This window comes from Nocardia sp. NPDC006044, assembly GCF_042871115.1.
Taxonomy (GTDB): domain Bacteria; phylum Actinomycetota; class Actinomycetes; order Mycobacteriales; family Mycobacteriaceae; genus Nocardia.
The window spans coordinates 2,410,152-2,427,007 of the sequence record NZ_JBIAID010000001.1 but is presented as its reverse complement, the minus strand read 5'-3'; the positions used below and the strand labels follow the sequence as shown (position 1 = coordinate 2,427,007).

The 16,856-nt window shown below is 67.1% G+C and carries 18 protein-coding genes; 9 read left to right on the top strand and 9 right to left on the bottom strand.

The window, feature by feature from the left end; genetic code table 11:
• The first annotated feature begins 11 nt into the window (after positions 1 to 11).
• The gene (locus ACFYO1_RS11445; RefSeq protein ID WP_387229522.1) at positions 12 to 1,415 is read left to right on the top strand and encodes a beta-N-acetylhexosaminidase; all 1,404 of its coding nucleotides are present in this window, start codon (positions 12 to 14) and stop codon (positions 1,413 to 1,415) included.
• A gap of 206 nt (positions 1,416 to 1,621) precedes the next feature.
• Here the strand turns inward: ACFYO1_RS11445 and ACFYO1_RS11440 are convergent, their stop codons facing one another.
• Both ACFYO1_RS11440 and ACFYO1_RS11435 read right to left on the bottom strand, forming a co-directional pair.
• Positions 1,622 to 2,284 carry a DUF4360 domain-containing protein gene (locus ACFYO1_RS11440; protein WP_387229519.1) on the bottom strand — a complete coding sequence of 221 codons (663 nt, stop codon included), beginning with the start codon at positions 2,282 to 2,284 and terminating at the stop codon, positions 1,622 to 1,624.
• Between the two features lie 185 nt (positions 2,285 to 2,469).
• Positions 2,470 to 3,351 (bottom strand): phosphotransferase enzyme family protein, encoded by an 882-nt coding sequence (locus ACFYO1_RS11435; protein WP_387229517.1) that lies wholly within the window; start codon positions 3,349 to 3,351, stop codon positions 2,470 to 2,472.
• Between the two features lie 80 nt (positions 3,352 to 3,431).
• Between ACFYO1_RS11435 and ACFYO1_RS11430 the strand changes: the two genes are divergently transcribed.
• Together ACFYO1_RS11430 and ACFYO1_RS11425 are read left to right on the top strand one after the other, a co-directional pair.
• Positions 3,432 to 3,710 (top strand): hypothetical protein, encoded by a 279-nt coding sequence (locus ACFYO1_RS11430; protein ID WP_387229514.1) that lies wholly within the window; start codon positions 3,432 to 3,434, stop codon positions 3,708 to 3,710.
• Positions 3,710 to 4,042, top strand: coding sequence for a ribbon-helix-helix protein, CopG family (locus ACFYO1_RS11425; protein WP_387229512.1), 333 nt, complete (start codon positions 3,710 to 3,712; stop codon positions 4,040 to 4,042). Before ACFYO1_RS11430 ends, ACFYO1_RS11425 begins: the two co-directional genes overlap by 1 nt.
• Positions 4,043 to 4,169: 127 nt before the next feature.
• Here ACFYO1_RS11425 and ACFYO1_RS11420 read toward each other — a convergent pair whose 3' ends face one another.
• The gene (locus ACFYO1_RS11420) at positions 4,170 to 4,949 is read right to left on the bottom strand and encodes a class I SAM-dependent methyltransferase (RefSeq protein WP_387229509.1); all 780 of its coding nucleotides are present in this window, start codon (positions 4,947 to 4,949) and stop codon (positions 4,170 to 4,172) included.
• A gap of 449 nt (positions 4,950 to 5,398) precedes the next feature.
• Here ACFYO1_RS11420 and ACFYO1_RS11415 point away from each other — a divergent pair, with 449 nt between their 5' ends.
• On the top strand, positions 5,399 to 6,424 hold the full coding sequence (locus ACFYO1_RS11415) for an esterase/lipase family protein (protein ID WP_387229506.1): 1,026 nt from the start codon (positions 5,399 to 5,401) through the stop codon (positions 6,422 to 6,424).
• On the opposite strand, the gene ACFYO1_RS11410 is transcribed toward ACFYO1_RS11415, so the two are convergent.
• Positions 6,425 to 7,231: an alpha/beta fold hydrolase gene (locus ACFYO1_RS11410; RefSeq protein ID WP_387229503.1), complete on the bottom strand. Its 807-nt coding sequence runs from the start codon at positions 7,229 to 7,231 to the stop codon at positions 6,425 to 6,427.
• Between the two features lie 153 nt (positions 7,232 to 7,384).
• Here ACFYO1_RS11410 and ACFYO1_RS11405 point away from each other — a divergent pair, with 153 nt between their 5' ends.
• The 3 genes from ACFYO1_RS11405 (at position 7,385) to ACFYO1_RS11395 (ending at position 11,947) form a co-directional block, all read left to right on the top strand.
• A complete protein-coding gene (locus tag ACFYO1_RS11405; RefSeq protein WP_387229500.1) occupies positions 7,385 to 9,733 on the top strand; it encodes a GH92 family glycosyl hydrolase in 2,349 nt (782 codons plus the stop codon).
• 134 nt (positions 9,734 to 9,867) lie between these two features.
• Positions 9,868 to 11,211 carry a M14 family zinc carboxypeptidase gene (locus ACFYO1_RS11400; protein ID WP_387229498.1) on the top strand — a complete coding sequence of 448 codons (1,344 nt, stop codon included), beginning with the start codon at positions 9,868 to 9,870 and terminating at the stop codon, positions 11,209 to 11,211.
• A 94-nt stretch (positions 11,212 to 11,305) separates the two neighbouring features.
• Positions 11,306 to 11,947, top strand: a complete 642-nt coding sequence (locus tag ACFYO1_RS11395) for a class I SAM-dependent methyltransferase (RefSeq protein WP_387229496.1) — start codon at positions 11,306 to 11,308, stop codon at positions 11,945 to 11,947.
• 78 nt (positions 11,948 to 12,025) lie between these two features.
• Here ACFYO1_RS11395 and ACFYO1_RS11390 read toward each other — a convergent pair whose 3' ends face one another.
• Both ACFYO1_RS11390 and ACFYO1_RS11385 read right to left on the bottom strand, forming a co-directional pair.
• A complete protein-coding gene (locus ACFYO1_RS11390; RefSeq protein ID WP_387229494.1) occupies positions 12,026 to 12,868 on the bottom strand; it encodes a hypothetical protein in 843 nt (280 codons plus the stop codon).
• Entirely contained in the window at positions 12,865 to 13,524 is a 660-nt protein-coding gene (locus ACFYO1_RS11385) for a hypothetical protein (protein WP_387229491.1), read from the bottom strand. The genes ACFYO1_RS11390 and ACFYO1_RS11385 overlap by 4 nt, the downstream gene beginning before the upstream one ends.
• Positions 13,525 to 13,752: 228 nt before the next feature.
• On the opposite strand from ACFYO1_RS11385, the gene ACFYO1_RS11380 reads away from it, so the two are divergent.
• A complete protein-coding gene (locus ACFYO1_RS11380) occupies positions 13,753 to 13,950 on the top strand; it encodes a hypothetical protein (protein WP_150404742.1) in 198 nt (65 codons plus the stop codon).
• Positions 13,951 to 14,050: 100 nt separating this feature from the next.
• Complete coding sequence (locus tag ACFYO1_RS11375; protein ID WP_387229487.1) at positions 14,051 to 14,497, top strand: nuclear transport factor 2 family protein; 447 nt, start codon at positions 14,051 to 14,053, stop codon at positions 14,495 to 14,497.
• 22 nt (positions 14,498 to 14,519) lie between these two features.
• On the opposite strand, the gene ACFYO1_RS11370 is transcribed toward ACFYO1_RS11375, so the two are convergent.
• The 3 genes from ACFYO1_RS11370 to ACFYO1_RS11360 are packed head-to-tail and all read right to left on the bottom strand — an operon-like array spanning position 14,520 to position 16,777.
• A complete protein-coding gene (locus ACFYO1_RS11370) occupies positions 14,520 to 15,395 on the bottom strand; it encodes a lysophospholipid acyltransferase family protein (protein WP_387229484.1) in 876 nt (291 codons plus the stop codon).
• Between the two features lie 24 nt (positions 15,396 to 15,419).
• A complete protein-coding gene (locus tag ACFYO1_RS11365; RefSeq protein WP_387229483.1) occupies positions 15,420 to 16,193 on the bottom strand; it encodes a hypothetical protein in 774 nt (257 codons plus the stop codon).
• Positions 16,190 to 16,777 (bottom strand): hypothetical protein, encoded by a 588-nt coding sequence (locus ACFYO1_RS11360; protein ID WP_387229480.1) that lies wholly within the window; start codon positions 16,775 to 16,777, stop codon positions 16,190 to 16,192. The genes ACFYO1_RS11365 and ACFYO1_RS11360 overlap by 4 nt, the downstream gene beginning before the upstream one ends.
• Positions 16,778 to 16,856: the final 79 nt, after the last annotated feature.

Below are 16,856 nucleotides of genomic sequence, written 5' to 3'. Positions count from 1 at the left end.
GCTTCGACACTGTGCTCCCACGGCCCGTCAAGGTCACCCCGGCGCCCGGCGTGTGTGCCTGGCCCGCCGAACCCGACGTGCGTATCGATCCGGATCTGCCGTCCGAGGGCTACCGACTGGAGATCACCCCCGGCGGAATCACGCTCACCGCAGCGGATCACGCCGGACAGACCCACGCGCGACAGACGCTGCGCCAACTCGCCGGGCCGAACGCGTTCCGGGCGGCGACCATCGACACCGGCCCGGCGGTCGTGCCGTGCGGCGTCGTCGAGGACCATCCCCGATACCGTTGGCGCGGTTGCCTGCTCGACGTCGCCCGCAATTTCCGCACCAAGGCGGAGGTACTGCGGTTCATCGATCTGCTGTCCGCGCACAAGCTCAACGTGCTGCACCTGCACCTCACCGACGACCAAGGGTGGCGCCTCGAGGTCCCTGGTTTCCCGAAGCTGACCGAAATCGCCTCGTGGCGGACCGGTTCGATGGTCGGCAGGCACGACGGCCCCGAGCGCGACGGTCGCCCGCACGGCGGCTTCTACACCACCGGCGACCTGCGCGAGATCGTCGCGTACGCGGCCGGCCGGTCGATCACCGTGGTGCCGGAGATCGATGTCCCCGGCCATGCCCGCGCCGTCATCACCGCCTACCCCGAACTCGGGCCCGAAGCCGAAACCCCTTGGGAGGTATGGACTTCCTGGGGCATCAGCACATCACTGCTGAAGCCCACGCCCACCACACTCGACTTCTTCCGCCGGGTCTTCGACCATGTGCTGACCATCTTCCCCTCGGAGGTCATCGGTATCGGCGGCGACGAAGTCCCCGGCGCGACACCGGAACACGGCCGCCTCGTCGCCGACCTCGCCACGTATCTGGCAGACCGGGGCCGCCGCGCCTTCGGCTGGGACGAGGTGCTCGACGCAGGCCCGCTGCCGCCCATGGTGATCGGCGCGTGGCGCGACGCGACCGCCGCCACCCGCGCGGCGACCGCGGGACACCACGTCGTGCTGTGCCCGGAGGATCACTTCTACCTGGACCACCGCCAGTCCGACCATCCCCACGAACCGATCCCGGTCGGCTACCTGCGCACCCTCGAAGACGTCTACCGCTACGAACCCCCGCTCGACGATCCGCGGGTCATCGGCCTGCAAGCCCAGCTGTGGAGCGAACACCTGGATACCGTGCGCCGCGTCGACTACGCCGCATTCCCCCGCCTGTGTGCCATCGCCGAACTCGCCTGGAGTTCCGCCGACCGCGACTACCCCGAATTCCTGTCCCGCCTACGCGACCACCACCTCCCCCGCCTGGACGCCCTCGGCGTCGAATATCGCCCCCTCGACGGCCCTCACCCCTGGCAAACCCGCCCCGACGTACCCCCGACCGCACATCGCCCGAACCAGCTGCCCGTCGCAACGACCTGAGCGGCTGGGCCCACCGTCACGAACCTCGAACGCTGATACCAACTCTCCCCGCGCGTCAACCCCCGGCCGTCCATCGGACCGATCGGACACGCGACGGCCGCTATCCGGAGATAGCTCTGCGGATAGCGGCCGAATTCGCCGGACCGGTAATCGCCCACCCGATCACCGTGCCTATTCAGGAAATCTACGCCGTTCGGCGTTATTCGTTAAGGGCACTTCTTCCAGGCGAAGTGGTAAGTGGTTTTAATACTGCCGTCCGTGGAGTCCATCGTGATGAAGCTGGTGGTCTTTTTCGGATCCGAGGTACCTGCGTCGACGCGCAATTGTGTATTGATATTGAAATTGCGGAACTCGCCGCACGGCTGGTAAACGATCGCGCCGACCTCGGTGGAGTCGGTGTACTGCCAGTCGTCACCGAACGGGCCCTTGAGGTTGTGGTCGACGTAGTCGGTGGGTGAATTGCCCTGGAAGTAGTAGCGGGCCCTTTCCAGGGCGGTCGCACCCTTCGCCAGGGAGGCGAAGCCGCGGTAGTCGGCCTGTGCGATGCCGTAGGTGAAGCCCTGCGGGACATGCACTTTCAGATTCAGCTGGCAGTTCATCCGGAATTCGGTCGGACCGGCTCCGACACCGACCTTGGCGGTGTATTGACTGTAGGTGACCGTGAAGGCCTCATTGTCGGGTGAGACCGCGACGGCCGCGGTTCCCGCCGGGCAGCCGGTGCCATTGACGGTCGCGACGTCGATGACAATCTTGTCCGGTGGGGTGGGCATGTCACGATCGGTGGTCGGCATTCCAGACGCCGGCGAGCCGGACAGCGGAATAGCAAGCGCGAATAGTGCAGCACCGAGCGTGACTGATTTCTTGTACATGAGATGCCTCACAAAGGGCGGGGATCGGATGGCTCTCACTGTAAGGTGTCTATACCCGCGCGCGACTCCCCAATAGAAGTGGGGAAAATCCGGAAACTCTTACCGCCCCTACATAATTGGCGGTCGGTTCTCCGGATGCGTCGATAACCGTTGAATGTTGGAGTTTTACCTGCTCCAGCCGTCAATTACGGGCGCAGTAGATGAAAGGTCTCCATCCGCTGCCGGTGGTACTCCAGGTCGTCCTGGTCGTGCTGGACGCCGCGACCGACCGCGATGCCGAAATACACTGCCTCCCTGCGCAACCGGTGCCGCATCAACTGCGCGAGGGCGAGGTCGTCCAGCTGCCCGGCGGTGCCGCCCGCGGCGTGGTAATCATCGACGAATCGTCGCGCACCGGTCAGATCACTTCCGAGCACGTCGGCGAATTCCAGTGCGGCGGAAGCCAACTCGACCTCCGGCGGGCCGATCAACGCCTCGTCCCAGTCGAGCACCGCGGTGACGTGCCCGTCGCGGGCGAGCAGATTGCCCTCGTAGTAGTCGCCGTGCAACGGGTGCGAGCGGGCGGACTCGCTGAACTCGCGCAGCCAATGGTCCAGATCGGGGTCGGGCAATTCCGCGGACGGCGACCCGTCGAGCCCGATCTCCAGAAACGACCGCTGGGGCCGCGGCGCAGGCCGAAAGCCGGTCAGCGCGCGATGCACGCGCGCCAGCAGCGCGGCCGCCTCGGCAACCTGCACCGGATCCTCGCTACTCGCCCACTGCCCTTCGATCAGCGGCCACACGGTGATCGGCCGCCCCGCCACCACCTCGACCGTCGACCCGTCCGAACGTGGCAGCGGCGCAACCGCTTCCGGCACCGCCCGCGCGGCCGCAACGGCAATCGCGTTGCACCACTCCACTTCCGCCGGGTCCCGATCCATCGCCCCGATCCGCACGACCACCTCGCCGACCCGGTAGGCGGCGGACTCCTCACCCCCGTACTGGCGCACACCGTCGCCCTTGAATCCCCATTCGGCCGCCACTGCGGCCTGAATCTCCTCGGTCAGCGGAACGTCGGCATAGATCACGGGTCCACTTCTACCAGCGACTCACCGTTAGCCTGCCCACCTATAGCCATCAGGCGTAATACGCGCGTATTATGCGAGGTGTGGGTTTCGAGTGGCCTGATTGGGCGTTGGACATGCTCATCGGGATCTCTCCGAACGAGGTGACGCAGGTGCTGACCAAGCAGCGACGGTGGCCGCGGCGCGGACGTGGCACGGCCGGTATGGAGATGCTGACGATCTGGGGCCGTACGGCCGCGGGTCGCCCGCTGATCGTCGGCCTGCGCCAGGCCGAGGCCTGGCAGTGGCAGATCGTCGCCGCCCGACCGATGAGCCCGGAGCAGCTGACCGAGTTCGAAAAGTGGGAACAGGAGAATCAGTGATGGGCGACAACACATTTCCCACCACCCCGCAGGGCGTGGACGAGTTGATGGACAGCCTCGTCTTCGACGACGCACCGGTACGCGAGGCCGACGTACCGGCCCCGATGGCGCCCGGCGAAGACATCATGGTGGTCAGATCCCTGCGCATCCCCCTCGACATGGACCAATCCATCAAGGCCGAGGCCCAAGCCCGCGGCGTCTCCATGAGCGAACTCATCCGCGAGTGGCTCGCCGTAGAACTCGCCGCCCTGGCCGACGACCAACCCATCTCCCGCGCCGACGCCCTGCGCGCCCTCGCCGGGGTTCGGCCGATTCACCATCGAGCCAGCTGAATATTCGACCCGGTCCGGTGCGGCCTCCGGCGAACCGATGCCGCCGTCACGCGGATAGGCCCCGCAGTCGGCTACCCGTTCCCGCAACGTCATTGTCGTAGTGCGGGCTCCAAGCCATCGGCAGCATTCACAGTCGCCGGACACGCAGCACGCAGGTCAGCATCGGAAGCGTGAATTCACCGCGAGCGGTCTCCGGTCGGCCGGCGAGAAACGCACGAATTCGATCCAGCGCGGCGCCTCGTTCCCGGTCCGGCATGACCAACATGCCCGCCCGCGTCGCCAGCGTCGCGACGAGTGAGTCGGCGGTGCGAACCTGACCGTGGGCGAACTCGGCTTGCTCCGGCGAACCGAACCGCGCGGCCGCACCCGACTTCGGGAGATACATCTCGGCCGTCTCCGCTCGCCAACTGGCCGGAGTATCCCGTGGACCGATCGCCGCGCTCCCGCTGATCCGCGCGAGCTCGGCAACCCAGTCGACGCCGTCGTCCATCACGTTCCACAGACCGGCGAGGACCCCGCCGGGGGCCAGAACCCGGGCAATCTCGGGTCCCGCGACATCCATGTCGAACCAGTGCATGGCATTGCCTGCCAATACGGCATCGACGGACGCGTCCGGGAGCGGAATCGACTCGGCGCTGCCGCCAAGCGCACGGACGCCGGGCAAGGCCTGACGCAATTCCGCCAGCATCGCCGAATCCGGCTCGACCGCAACAACTTCAGCACCCGAGTCGAGCAACGTGGCAGTCAGCTTCCCCGTGCCCGCCCCGAGGTCCAGCACCCGCGGCCCGGGAGCACCCGCCCGCGCCCACCGCACCGCGGCCTGCGCATAGTCCGGGCGATGCTCGGCATACGCCGCCGCCGCGGTTCCGAACGAAGAGGCGAGAACTAGCCGATCATCCTGGTGCACGCACCCACCCTACGTACTCACACACCGCTCGGCGGCACTTCACACGATCGTGAACGCGAGCAAGATCCGCACCCGAACCCCAGCTCCACACCCACTCCACGGTCCTGTTTCCGCCTGCGGATCCCGGGCGGGAGCGCGGATCCCGGGCGAGGTGCGGTCGGTCGGGCAGGGTCCGCAACAACGGGTGTTCGACACTGCTGAACTGGTGAAACGCTGGGTGAACTGTCGGTGAGTAGACACCTGATCCGGGGCCGGAATCCGCCAGCCGACCAGGGGTGAACTCGTTCGCGCCACCCCGAGCGATCGCAGCGTGAAAGTAGTCACGGCTAATTTCCAGCGAATCTCCTCTACTCTCCCCTCAACTGGTCGTACGACCAGTTTCTGTCTCACCCGAGCAGTCACCTCCCATACACCTGTGCCACAGCACCCCGCTTGCTAGGAACCAGCAAATGAGAAGCATCCTCCGTTCGTCGCGCATGGCCGCGGCGATGATGGCAGCCGCGATTGCCGGATTAGGGCTCAATGCCGCGGTGGCCGTTGGGGATCCGGGCTCGGCGACGCACTCCGCCGACACCGTCGGATACGGCCCGGTACTGACCGACGAGGCCGCGGCCTTCGCCTACGGCCTGGTCAACCCGGACGTCGCACCGCAAGGCTCGAACAACTGGGCCTGCAAACCCGACGACGCCCACCCGCGCCCGGTCGTGCTGGTGCACGGAACCTGGGCCAGCGCGTTCGGCGCCTACTCCTACATGTCCCCGCAGCTCGCCGAGGCGGGCTACTGCGTGTTCACCTTCAACTACGGTCGCGCGAACGTCGCCGGCGCCGGACTCAACCAGCCGACCATCGGCGCCACCGGCTACATCGAGGACTCCGCGAAACAACTCGCGACCTTCGTCGATCGGGTCCGCACGGCCACCGGCGCCGGCCAGGTCGACATGATCGGCCACTCCCAGGGCGGTGTAGTGGCACGCCAGTACCTGAAATTCGAGGGCGGCGCGAACGCCGACGACCCCGTGACCAACAAGGTGAAGAAGCTGATCACCTACGGCGCCACCAACCACGGCACCACCCTCAGCGGTCTGGGCAGCCTGCTCGGAGTCTTCGAAAACACCATGGGACTTGACCTTTCGACCCCGACCGAGGCACTGATCGGCCACGCCGGCATCCAGCAGCTCATCGGCTCGCCGGTGCTCACCGCGCTCAACGAGGGCGGCGACACAATGCCCGGCGTCGACTACACCATCGTCGCCGACCGCTACGACGAGGTCTCCAGCCCGTTCACCCGCACCTACCTCGCCGCGGGACCGGGCGCGACGGTCGACGATGTCCTCCTCCAGGACGGATGCGCCCAGGACATCTCCGACCACAACTCGATGCTCTACTCCCCGCGCGCGGTCTCCCTCGCACTGCGCGCACTCGACCCGGCCACCCACCCGGCGCCGGTCTGCACGATGAACCCGTGGCTGCTCTGATCAAAGCCAGCCGCGGATCTCGTCGGTCAGCGGAATCGGGGCGTCGTAGTGCATCAGATGCCCCGACCCACCGATCAACCGGAACGTCGCGCCGGGAATGAGGTCGGCGATTCGCCGGCCTTGGGCAGCGGGGATCCACGTGTCCTCGCTGCCCCAGAGCACTCGAACCGGAATGTCGATCCCGCCGAGTCGCTGCTCGTTCTCCACCAGGAAACGCTCGTCGTAGTCGGCGATTTGGCGATAGAAGGCCGGCTGCCCCTCGTCTCCGGTCCACGGCGCGACCAACGCGTCGAGGTCGTCATCGCGCAGCCCACGATGACTCGCACCCTGGATATAGGCCCGCACGAGCGCCGCGTGAATGTAGGCGGGAAGCTGCCCCAGCAGGTCCGGATGCTCCTGCACGAACCGGAAGAACGGCGACCCACTCGGCGGAATCGCGACGACATCGAGGAGCATCAGCGACCGATACGGCACCCGCTCCACCAGATGCGCGCGCAACGACACCGCACCACCGAAGTCGTGCGCGATGACATGCGGACGCTCGAGCCCCCAGTGTTCGAGCAACGCCGCGAACGCCGAAGCCTGACTACCGAAGTCGACCGCATCCTCGGGCCGCTTCGACGACTGCCCATACCCAGGCATATCCCAGACATACACGGTGAAGTCGCGACTCAACGCCTCGGCGAACGGATGCCACAGCACCGAAGAGAACGGCGTCCCGTGACAAAGCACGACGGCCGGTCCCCGCCCGACACTCCCCCACGCGATCCGCCGGCCCCGCCATTCGAAACATTCCGAAAGGTCCATACACCGGCGCTACCCGCATCGCGGCCACCGAAAACCGAGACGCCTCCCACTGAAGTCCTACTGCACGGACCGTCCCCGTCGCCGTCGGCCGCGACCACAAAAGCACTGATCAGCGGCGTGTCGGGCGCTCCCGCCCTGCGGCATCCTGCCAGGATGGGCACGCACCGGGGCAACGTTGTCGGACGCTCGTCGAGGAGAGGTATGTCGCGTCGCCGTCTTGTCGGCATTGTTGTTCCTTTGTTGCTTCCCCTGGTTCCCGTTGCGGCGCACGCTGAGACTGTGGCTGATTCCAGTAGATACGTGAATCCATTCGTCGGCACGCAGGACGGCGGCCCCGATTTCGGACACGGCGGCGGTGCGGGGATGACGTTTCCCGGCGCGGTGACGCCGTTCGGGATGATGCAGTGGAGCCCGGATACGGTGCGCACCGCGGGCGGCGGATACAAGTACGAGGACAACCGGCTCTACGGGTTCTCGATGACGCACATCTCCGGTCCCGGTTGCACCGGCGCACAAGACTTTCCGGTGCTGCCGGTGCCCGGGATCATCGGCCGCTCCCCGGCCGTCGACGGCGCGGGCTACGTGCAGACCTTCGATCACGCGAACGAGCAGGCCGATCCCGGCTACTACCGCGTCACCACCGACAGCGGCGTGCAGACCGAGCTGACCGCGTCGACCAGGGCCGGCGTCGCCCGCTTCACCTTCCCGAAGAACAAGCCGGGCACGCTGCTGCTCGACGTCACCGGATCGGTCAACGGCGTCGACGACTCCGAGATCACCATCGACGGCAACACCGTCTCCGGCTGGGCGCTGACCGGCGGATTCTGTGGCGCGCGCACCCGCTACCGGGTCTACTTCCACGCCACCTTCGACCGCAAGATCACCGCCTCCGGCGCGTGGAAAGACGACGTCATCAGGCCGGGCGCGACCGCGACCGGCGGCGCGGCCCCCACCCGCCGCACGAATTCCGGCGATATCGCGAGCAACGGCCTCGGCACCGGACTCTTCCTGCAATTCGATTCCGCTCAGCCGGTGCAGATGCGCACCGGGCTGTCCTACGTCAGCGTCGACGGCGCCCGCCGCAACCTCGCCGCCGAGATCGGCGCGCAGGATTTCGACGCCGTCCGCGGGAACGCGCTCGACGCGTGGCAGCGCAGATTCGATCAGATCCAGGTGACCGGCGGCGACCAGAAGCGGCTGCAAACCTTCTATTCCGCGCTCTACCACGTCTTTTTGCAGCCGTACATCTTCGACGACGTCGACGGCGACTACACCGGGTTCGACGGTCAGACCCACCAGGTACGGCCCGGTCACCACTACTACGCCACCTTCTCCGGCTGGGACATCTACCGCAGCGAGGCCCAGCTGCTCGCGTGGCTGGCGCCCGACGTGGCCTCCGACATCGCCCAATCGATGTACGACAACGCGCACGTCCTCGGCGACGTATGGGACCGCTGGTCGCATCAGAACACCATCACCGGGGTGATGAACGGCGACCCGTACCACTCGGTCGTGGCCAGCGCGTACGCGTTCGGCGCGCGCGATTTCGACGCCGACGGCGCGCTCGCCTCGATGGTCGCCGGCGCCGAACGCATCGGCGAGAAGGCCGGTTACACCGAGCGCCCCAGCAATGCCGAATACCAGCGGCTCGGCTGGGTGCCCGGCCAGGTCTCCGACACCCTCGAGTACAACATGGCCGACTTCGGCATCTCGCAGCTGGCCCAGCGGCTCGGCAACACCGAGGTCAACGCGAAGTTCCTGCGCAGCGCGCACAGCTGGCAGCACCTGTTCAACCCGCGCACCGGCTGGCTGCAACCACGGTCCGCCCAGGGCCTGTTCAACCCGTTGTACAACCCGGCCGACACCGAGGGATACGTGGAAGGCAATGGCGCGCAATATCATTGGATGACGTTCCACGACGTTCGCGCGCTCTTCGACCTGATGGGCGGCGACGGGGCGGCGATCAAACGGCTGGACACCTTCTTCACCGAATTGAACGCGGGTCCGCACGAGCCCTACGCCTACCTCGGCAACGAGCCGACCCTGCAGACGCCGTGGTTGTACGCGTGGGCGGGGCTGCCCAAACGCACCCAGGACGTGGTCAGCCAGGCACTCGGCACATTGTTCGCGCCGACGCCGAACGGACTGGTCGGCAACGACGATCTGGGCACCATGTCGGCCTGGTACGTCTGGGCCTCGCTCGGGCTCTATCCGGTAATCCCCGGCCGCGCCGAACTTTTCGTGCACGGCCCGGCGTTCCCCCGGGCCGAGATCCGGCGTTCGTCCGGTGAGCAGTTCACCATCACCGCCGACGCCGAGACCGATCCCGCCCCTTACGTTCACGCGTTGCGGGTGAACGGCGAGAACACCACCAAGGCGTGGCTGCCGGAATCGTTCGCGCTCTCCGGCGGCCGGCTCGATTTCACCATGGGTGCGGAGCCCGGCCCGGATTTCGGCACCGCGAAGGCCGACGCGCCACCCTCCTTCCCGGTCCCCCGCTAGGCGGTATTGGTTCGGTCATCGGATGGTGGGAGGGGTACCGATCCGATGGAATCCGCTCTCGGGAGCACAAACCGGCCCCCAGCGGGCCCGCCGAGCCCACTATTGAGGAGGGCGCGGAGGATGAGGTTTCGGTGGTGGATCAGGTGCGTGCGATCGTCGGTGTGGTCGAGTCGGCCGACTCGTTTCCGACGGTGGACGAATTGAGTTCCTACGTCGATGAATTGGTCGCCGCGATGCCGGATCGGGTGGCGGTCACCGAGATCGGCAGATCGCGCGGGGGTGATCCGATCCGCGCGGTCCGGGTCGGATCGGGTGCCAGACAGGTGGTCGTCATCGGGAACCCGCACCCGAACGAACCGATCGGGATGGCGACGATCCGCCATCTACTGGGCAGGCTCACCGCGGATGACGCGGAAACACTCGGCACCACTTGGCATTTCGTGCTGTGCCTGGATCCCGACGGCACGCGGCTCAACGAAGGCTGGTTCGCCGGGGCGCGCACCAGAGCCGGCGTCGCGCGCGGCTTCTACCGCCCGCCCGCCGCCGAGCAGCCGGAATGGTGCTTCCCGACCAGTTGGCGCGGCAACCCGGTCGGCACGCCGCTGCCGGAAACCCTGGCCCTGATGCGCCTGATCGATCGGACCCGCCCCGCGCTGATCGTTTCCCTGCACAACGCCGATTTCGGCGGCGGATTCTTCTACACCACCGGCGGCGACCGCGACTACTGGTCCGAACTCACCGACCAGCTCACCGCCACCGGCGTGCCGATCCACGCGGGCGCGGCCGACATTCCCGGCGCCAAAACCTGGGCCCCGGGAGTTTTCGAGCTGCCGTCGTTCCAGCGCATCGCCGAAACCCTTGCGGCCGAGGGCGTCGAGCCGTTGGCAATGATGTACGGCGCCGGCGTCCGCGACTACGCGGCCGCGCACGCGACCGCCCTGCTGGTCTGCGAATTGCCACTGTGGGTCGACTGCCGGGTCACCGACAACGCGCCCAGCGGACTCTCCATGGCGAGCGCATTGTGTTCCACCGCAACCGCTTACGAGGAAATCGCGGATCTCGTGCAGCGCGTCCTGGACCGGCTGGCCGACCGGCTGACCGGCCGCAGCCCCTTCGAACGGGCACTCGCCGACACCGTGCGCGCCCTGCGCGGCAACGCCACCGCCAAACGCTCCGCCACCGCTGCCCGTCCCGCCACCCTCGGCGACATCTTCATCGAAGACTACGTCTGGGTCGGCGTGGCCCGGCTCCGGGCCGGCGGCATGCTCCTGCGTCTGCTGGACGAGCAATCCCGCGACCACCCGTCCGCCGAGGTCGCCGCCGAACGCACCCACTTCGCCGCCATCTTCGAGAAGTGGTGCGCGGACATCGAAACCAACGCCCCCGGCCGGCCCATCCCGGTTCCGCACCTGGTCGCCATCCAATCCGCGGCGATCGTCACCGCGGTGATCCGCCTCCGCGACAATCTCCCGCTGTGACGGATTCCCTCAGCTGATCGGATTCAATGACGGAATCCGTGAGAAGCGGCTCGATGGCTCGCGGCGAGGCAGATAGCCAGGTGAAGCTCGGATCATGATTCTCGACTTCGATGACCTGTATACGACCGCTACCGTGCCCTGGGATCTCGGTGAGCCCCAGCCTGCCGTTGTCGCGCTCGACCGTGCGGGACGGTTGTCCGGCGCGGTGCTCGACGTGGGGTGCGGACTCGGCGACAATGCGATCTACCTGGCGCGAAAAGGATTTCGGGTGACCGCGATCGACGCCGCCAGACCTGCTGTCGAACAGGCACGGCGGCGAGCAGCGGAAGTGGACATCGATTTCCGCGTCGCCGATGCCACCGACCTCACCGGCTTCGCCGGGCGGTTCGACACCGTACTGGACAGCGCGCTCTACCACTGCCTCGCCGAGGCGGACCGCGGGCGTTACGTCACCGCCCTGCACCGCGCTACGAAACCTGGCGCGCGGCTGAACATGCTGTGCTTCTCCGACCAGAAGATCGGCCCGGTGCCTTCCCCACTTCCCGTGCCGGAACGCAATATTCGCGACACGCTGACCGCCGGCGGTTGGGCGATCACCGATTTCGCCCCCGGCGAACTTCTCGCGCGCACCGAACCTTCCCGCGAGTTCGTCGAGCAGTACCCCGAGGCCGAGACCGACGACAAGGGGCGGATCGCGATGCCGATCTGGATCGTTCAGGCGAACCGGGTCACCTGAAATCGTAAGTGCCACATCGGGGGCGATCCGGTTTCCGGAGTGCGCGCCCCGGTCATCAGGCCGGGGCGCGCACGCGGATCAGTAACCGAACTGGCGCAGAATCGGCCCGCACACGTGCCATTCGTCGCCGCCGTCGTGCGCCTCGTGGGCGAGGTGCGCGACGTACCACATCACGATGTCGGCCCCATCGGTGTTCTCGCCGTTGACATGCCGCCAGAGCTCGTCGTCGTTCGCGTTGCCGAGCGCGCCACCGAGATCCTCGGGACCGTGGTAGGCGGTGACGGCGACATCGAGCCGGGAGAACCAGTCGCTGGCCCCGTCGAACGGTCCCCGGTCGATGAGAAACCCACGCCCGGTGCCCTTTTTGAGCACCGCCCAGCGATTGTCGCCGATGTGGATCGTGGACAGTTCGCTGGTGCGCGGGATCCAGCCGGGCCCGTAACCCCAATCCTGGCTCGTCAGTGCGTGTTGCAGCGCGAGGTTGTTCGCCGGACCGTCGATGTCCCAGTCGAATCGCCAGTAGGTGTGGTGGCGATGATTGGCCGGGTGTTGCAAGCCCGCGCTGTAGAGCTGCGGCAGGATGATGCCGTCGCTGCGGAAGATCCACCGGTTGAGCAGGCGATAGCGGCCGATCACGTGGTAGCTCTCCACCACGAGGAAGCGGTACGCCGGGTTGGTCCCCTCGTACACCGCGACGGGTCGCTGCATGTTGCCGCTGCTGAGCGCGTCCTTGTACGGACCGCCTGCCCCACCGTCGTATTGCACGCGGATCATCGGCAGGCTGGCGCGGTGCAGCACCTTGACGCCCTTGTAGAAGACGTCGCGGAAGGCGATGGCCTCGCTCTTGCCGTCCAGCACCTCCCAGTAGAACTTCCAGACCGGGGCCTCCGGCGGCCAACTGACCGTCCCTGAGCTACTCATGACCGTGCCTCCGGGATCAGGCCGACCTCGGCGACGTCCTCGGCGCTCAGATCCACGATGGCGAAGGCCGTGGGCAGCCGCCGATCCGCGGGCCCGAAGCGCAGATCGACGAGCCGGTGTCCATACCGTGAGCTGTGGAAATTCACGTCCTCGACGATCAGCCCGGCACCGGTGCCGACGTCGATACCCTGCTCGCTCAGCCTGCCGTCGCGGCGCACCAGTTCGATGGCGCGGGCCTCCTCGGCCGCGGACACGGCGGGCTGGTTCAGCGTCGTGTGCACCTCGACGAGCGCTCGCGTGGCCACGTCGACCAGGACCTCGACGACGATATCGTCGGCATAGTTGTAGATGACGACCACCGGATATTCGGTGTCCCGGTCCAGGAACCGGGTACCGACGCTGATGATCTCGTAGCGTTTGCCGTCGAGCAGATCGGCGATGCCCGGCAAACCGAGGGCGATCTCGGGCGCGGCCGCGGCGGCGGCATCGGCCGCCCCGAGGTCCCGTTCCGGCGAATGCACCGGCGTGGTCCGCACCGGCGAGAGCAGCTCGCTCCAGTCGCGCGCGTCGGCGAATTTCGGCTCGATGTCGTGGCCGAGATCGGTGATCTCGGTACGCAGAAATCCCGGAGGCGGCAGGGTGAATCTTTCGGCCATGAGCGAACTCCATGCTCTTGGTATTGATTGCGCGGTATTCCGCACGCCCCCCATACTTCGACGCCGCGCCGCCCGGGTCGCGAGTACTTCTGTACTCCACTTGCCCGTCCCGGCAAGCGGCGCTAGCAGGTAGCCGACCAGCGCATTCACCGCTCTGGCCGCAGGGCGGGTCCGGGCGATCCGACAGTCACGGTTTCGTAACGGGCCGGAATGGGTATTGAGAGATGTATGACATCGACGGATCACCGACCCACCCGGATCGCCGGCGTGGAGCCGGGGACCGCGGTACTGGCATTCGCTACGTGCCTTGCCTTTTCGATCGGCATCGCAGCTCTGACGCAGTCTGCTACCACCACGGTCCTCGCGCTCGCCAGCCTCGCCGCCGGACTCGCGCTTGTACTGACCATCCTCCCGCACAAGGCCTGACCCCGTACGCCTCCGCCATCACCGAGCGCCCGGCGCTTGCTTACCGCGCCCGAGCCTGGTGGCATAGCGCCAAGACGATCGGCGCATTTCGGAGGCAAGCATGCTGTCCCTGCAAGAGATTTCGGACCGCCTGGAGATCCAGGACCTCATGGTCCGGTACTCCCACGCGGTCGACACCGGGCAGTGGGAGCTGCTGGACGACATCTTCACCGAAGACGCGCACATCGATTACTCCGCGATGGGCGGTGCGGCCGGCGACGTGGCAGCGACGAAGAAGTTCCTCGCCGCCATGCTGCCGAATTTTCCCGCGTTCCAGCACTTGATCAGCAACTCGTCGATCACCGTCGACGGCGACACCGCCACCGGCCGGACCATGTGTCACAACCCGATGCTGCTCTCCGGCGGGGACGGCCCGCCGAGCCTGATGCTGTGCGGGCTTTGGTATCTGGACACGTTCGAGCGCGTCGACGGGCAGTGGCGGATCGCGCGGCGGGTCGAGGAGAAGAGCTACATGTTCGTCGCGCAGGCGCTGCCGGGCACCAGCTGAATCGACTGCGGCTCAATCGATATCAGCCGACGATCGGCAATCCGCGTTCCTCCGCGAGACCGCTCAGCGCCTCCTGCATGACGCCGGTGACGTGCTCGTAGGCGGCGTCCAGATCCAGCTCCGGCCCCAGCTCGGCGCGCAGATCGATCGGGTCTAGGAACTCGACGGTGACCTTGCTCGGCAACGGGATGTGCCCCGCGAGGTCGCCGACATTGAGTCCCCACGGCAGGGCCAGCGAGATCGGAAACACCTTGAGCCGCAACATCTGATCCAGCCGCAGCAGCTGGGCCAGCCGGTCCCCGCGGGTCAGCATCAGCGCGGTCTGCTGGGCGCCCATGTTGACCATCGGCACGATGGGCACGTTTTCCTCCCAGGCCAAGCGGAGGAAGCCGGTTCGGCCGGCGAAGTCGATCTCGTCCTCTTTCCAGCTGGGACGGTGCACTTCCCAATCGCCGCCGGGATAGACGAGCACCACCGCGCCGTCGCGCAGCACCTGCCGGGCGCTGTCCGGGTCCGCACCGACCGTGCCGAAGCGGCGCAACAGGGTGCCGATGACCGGGTAGGCCATCACCATGTCGTGCGCCAGCTGAAAGAACGGGCGGTGCGGGCCGAACCGGCGCACGAAGGCCAGCGTGGCCACCAGCACCTCGGGCGAGACGTTGCCCCCGGAATGATTGCCTACCAACAGGACCGGGCCCTCGTCCGGTATCCGCTCCAGCCCCCGGACCTCGGCCCGGAAATATAGCCGCGCGAACATCCAGCCCGGACCCACCCTGTCGATGATGAATTCGGGATCCCGGTCGGCCGGATCGGCCGCGGGGACGCGAGAGTTCACCTGCTCGGCAACCCAGTCGGCGAGCCGATCGATCCGCTCGGTCGGCAATCGAAACAAGTTCATGGGCAACGCTTTCCGTGGAAACGCTTACGACTCGATCGACAGCAGCCTGCGGAAGAAGCCCCGATAGCCACGCAGCGCCTGACGGAGATCTTCGGTATCGGCTTCCTGCAACCCGGCGCTGCGCTCCTCGAGCACCCGCTTGCGTTCGGCGTAGACGGTGGTCAGCTGATAGATGACATCCGAGACGATCTTGTCGGCCTGGGTGACCGCGTCGCGCGGGCTGTCGACGAAGGCGCCCTGCACCTCGCGCCACTGACTGCGCAGCCGATCCAGGTCGGCATCGGCGAACAGCGGGGTTTCCACCTCGTCGAGCGAAACATGCTGCTGCTCAGCGCTATCGCCCGCAGGGGTGACCTGCTCCGCGGCCGTGTCCGTCGTCTCGGGCGAGACCTGATCAGCTTCGGTGGCGGGCGTGACCTGATCCGCTTCGGTGCCTGCCACATGATCCTCGGCGGTCGGTCGCGCGTCGTAGTCGTAGTCGGCGCCGGTCGTCTCGGCGGGCTGCGCCTCGTAGTCGGCCGTGGGCGCCGCACCCGCGCCGGCGTTCGCCGTGGTCGCCCGGTCGGACTCCGCGTCGTACTCCGTCGTGCGCACGTGCTCCGGTTCGACCCCCACGTCGGACGTGCTCGCCCGCTCGGCCGCAGTGCCGGAATTCTCGTCCGCGACCCCGGTCTTCGATCCGCTTGTCGCCCTGGCGTGCTCGTCCTCGTGCCAGGACGACCGCGCCTCCTCTTCACTCAGCGGGGCGTCGTCGCTCGACTTGCCGGAATGCACGGTGCGGTCGTATTCGGTGCTCATGACAGTGCTTTCTTGTCGTGCTCGGAATTCTGGTCAGCGGCGTGCTTGTCGGACGCGCCATTCAGCAAGTCTTGGAACAGTTCCCGGTAGTGCACGACGGCGGTGCGACGATCCTCGGTGGACACCTCGGCACCGGTCGCCCTGGTCGCGATGTCGTGCGCGGCGCGATAGTGACCGAGTGCCTCCGCATGCTCCACCGACAGGTCGGCGACCTGCTGATCGAAATTCTCGGTGGGATAACCGCGTTCGCCCATCACCGTGGTCAGCAGCCGATCGGCAGCCTGCAGCGCCTCGGCCGGATCGTCGATGAACCGCTCCTGCACCTCGACCCACTGCGCGGTGTAGAGCTGCTTCTGCTCCGGCGTCAGCGTGCGCAACTCCAGTTCGGCGTGGCGCTTTTCGCGCTCGGCCAGTTCACGCTCGGCCGCCCGGCGGTCGTCGTGTTCCTCGACCGTCCGGTCGTATTCGGGGCCGAACTTGCTGCGCAGCCGCTGCCTGCGCACCATGGGCCACACCGCTGCCGCGACGACCACCGCCGCGACAACGACCAGAACGATCACGATGATCAACACTCCAGACGACACCTGAACCTCCTTGCCGAGCCTGTCGTATTCGGACAGGTAATGCCTCGCCGCCGAGGTTCCAAACTCTTGATCTACCCCC

Excerpts from the sequence above, each read along its gene's own strand:
- ACFYO1_RS11405 (WP_387229500.1), top strand. The coding sequence starts at position 7,385 with ATGGGCACGCACCGGGGCAACGTTGTCGGACGCTCGTCGAGGAGAGGT.
- ACFYO1_RS11370 (WP_387229484.1), bottom strand. The coding sequence starts at position 15,395 with ATGAACTTGTTTCGATTGCCGACCGAGCGGATCGATCGGCTCGCCGAC.
- ACFYO1_RS11395 (WP_387229496.1), top strand. The coding sequence starts at position 11,306 with ATGATTCTCGACTTCGATGACCTGTATACGACCGCTACCGTGCCCTGG.
- ACFYO1_RS11440 (WP_387229519.1), bottom strand. The coding sequence starts at position 2,284 with ATGTACAAGAAATCAGTCACGCTCGGTGCTGCACTATTCGCGCTTGCT.
- ACFYO1_RS11375 (WP_387229487.1), top strand. The coding sequence starts at position 14,051 with ATGCTGTCCCTGCAAGAGATTTCGGACCGCCTGGAGATCCAGGACCTC.
- ACFYO1_RS11410 (WP_387229503.1), bottom strand. The coding sequence starts at position 7,231 with ATGGACCTTTCGGAATGTTTCGAATGGCGGGGCCGGCGGATCGCGTGG.
- ACFYO1_RS11380 (WP_150404742.1), top strand. The coding sequence starts at position 13,753 with ATGACATCGACGGATCACCGACCCACCCGGATCGCCGGCGTGGAGCCG.
- ACFYO1_RS11415 (WP_387229506.1), top strand. The coding sequence starts at position 5,399 with ATGAGAAGCATCCTCCGTTCGTCGCGCATGGCCGCGGCGATGATGGCA.
- ACFYO1_RS11390 (WP_387229494.1), bottom strand. The coding sequence starts at position 12,868 with ATGAGTAGCTCAGGGACGGTCAGTTGGCCGCCGGAGGCCCCGGTCTGG.
- ACFYO1_RS11425 (WP_387229512.1), top strand. The coding sequence starts at position 3,710 with ATGGGCGACAACACATTTCCCACCACCCCGCAGGGCGTGGACGAGTTG.
- ACFYO1_RS11385 (WP_387229491.1), bottom strand. The coding sequence starts at position 13,524 with ATGGCCGAAAGATTCACCCTGCCGCCTCCGGGATTTCTGCGTACCGAG.
- ACFYO1_RS11365 (WP_387229483.1), bottom strand. The coding sequence starts at position 16,193 with ATGAGCACCGAATACGACCGCACCGTGCATTCCGGCAAGTCGAGCGAC.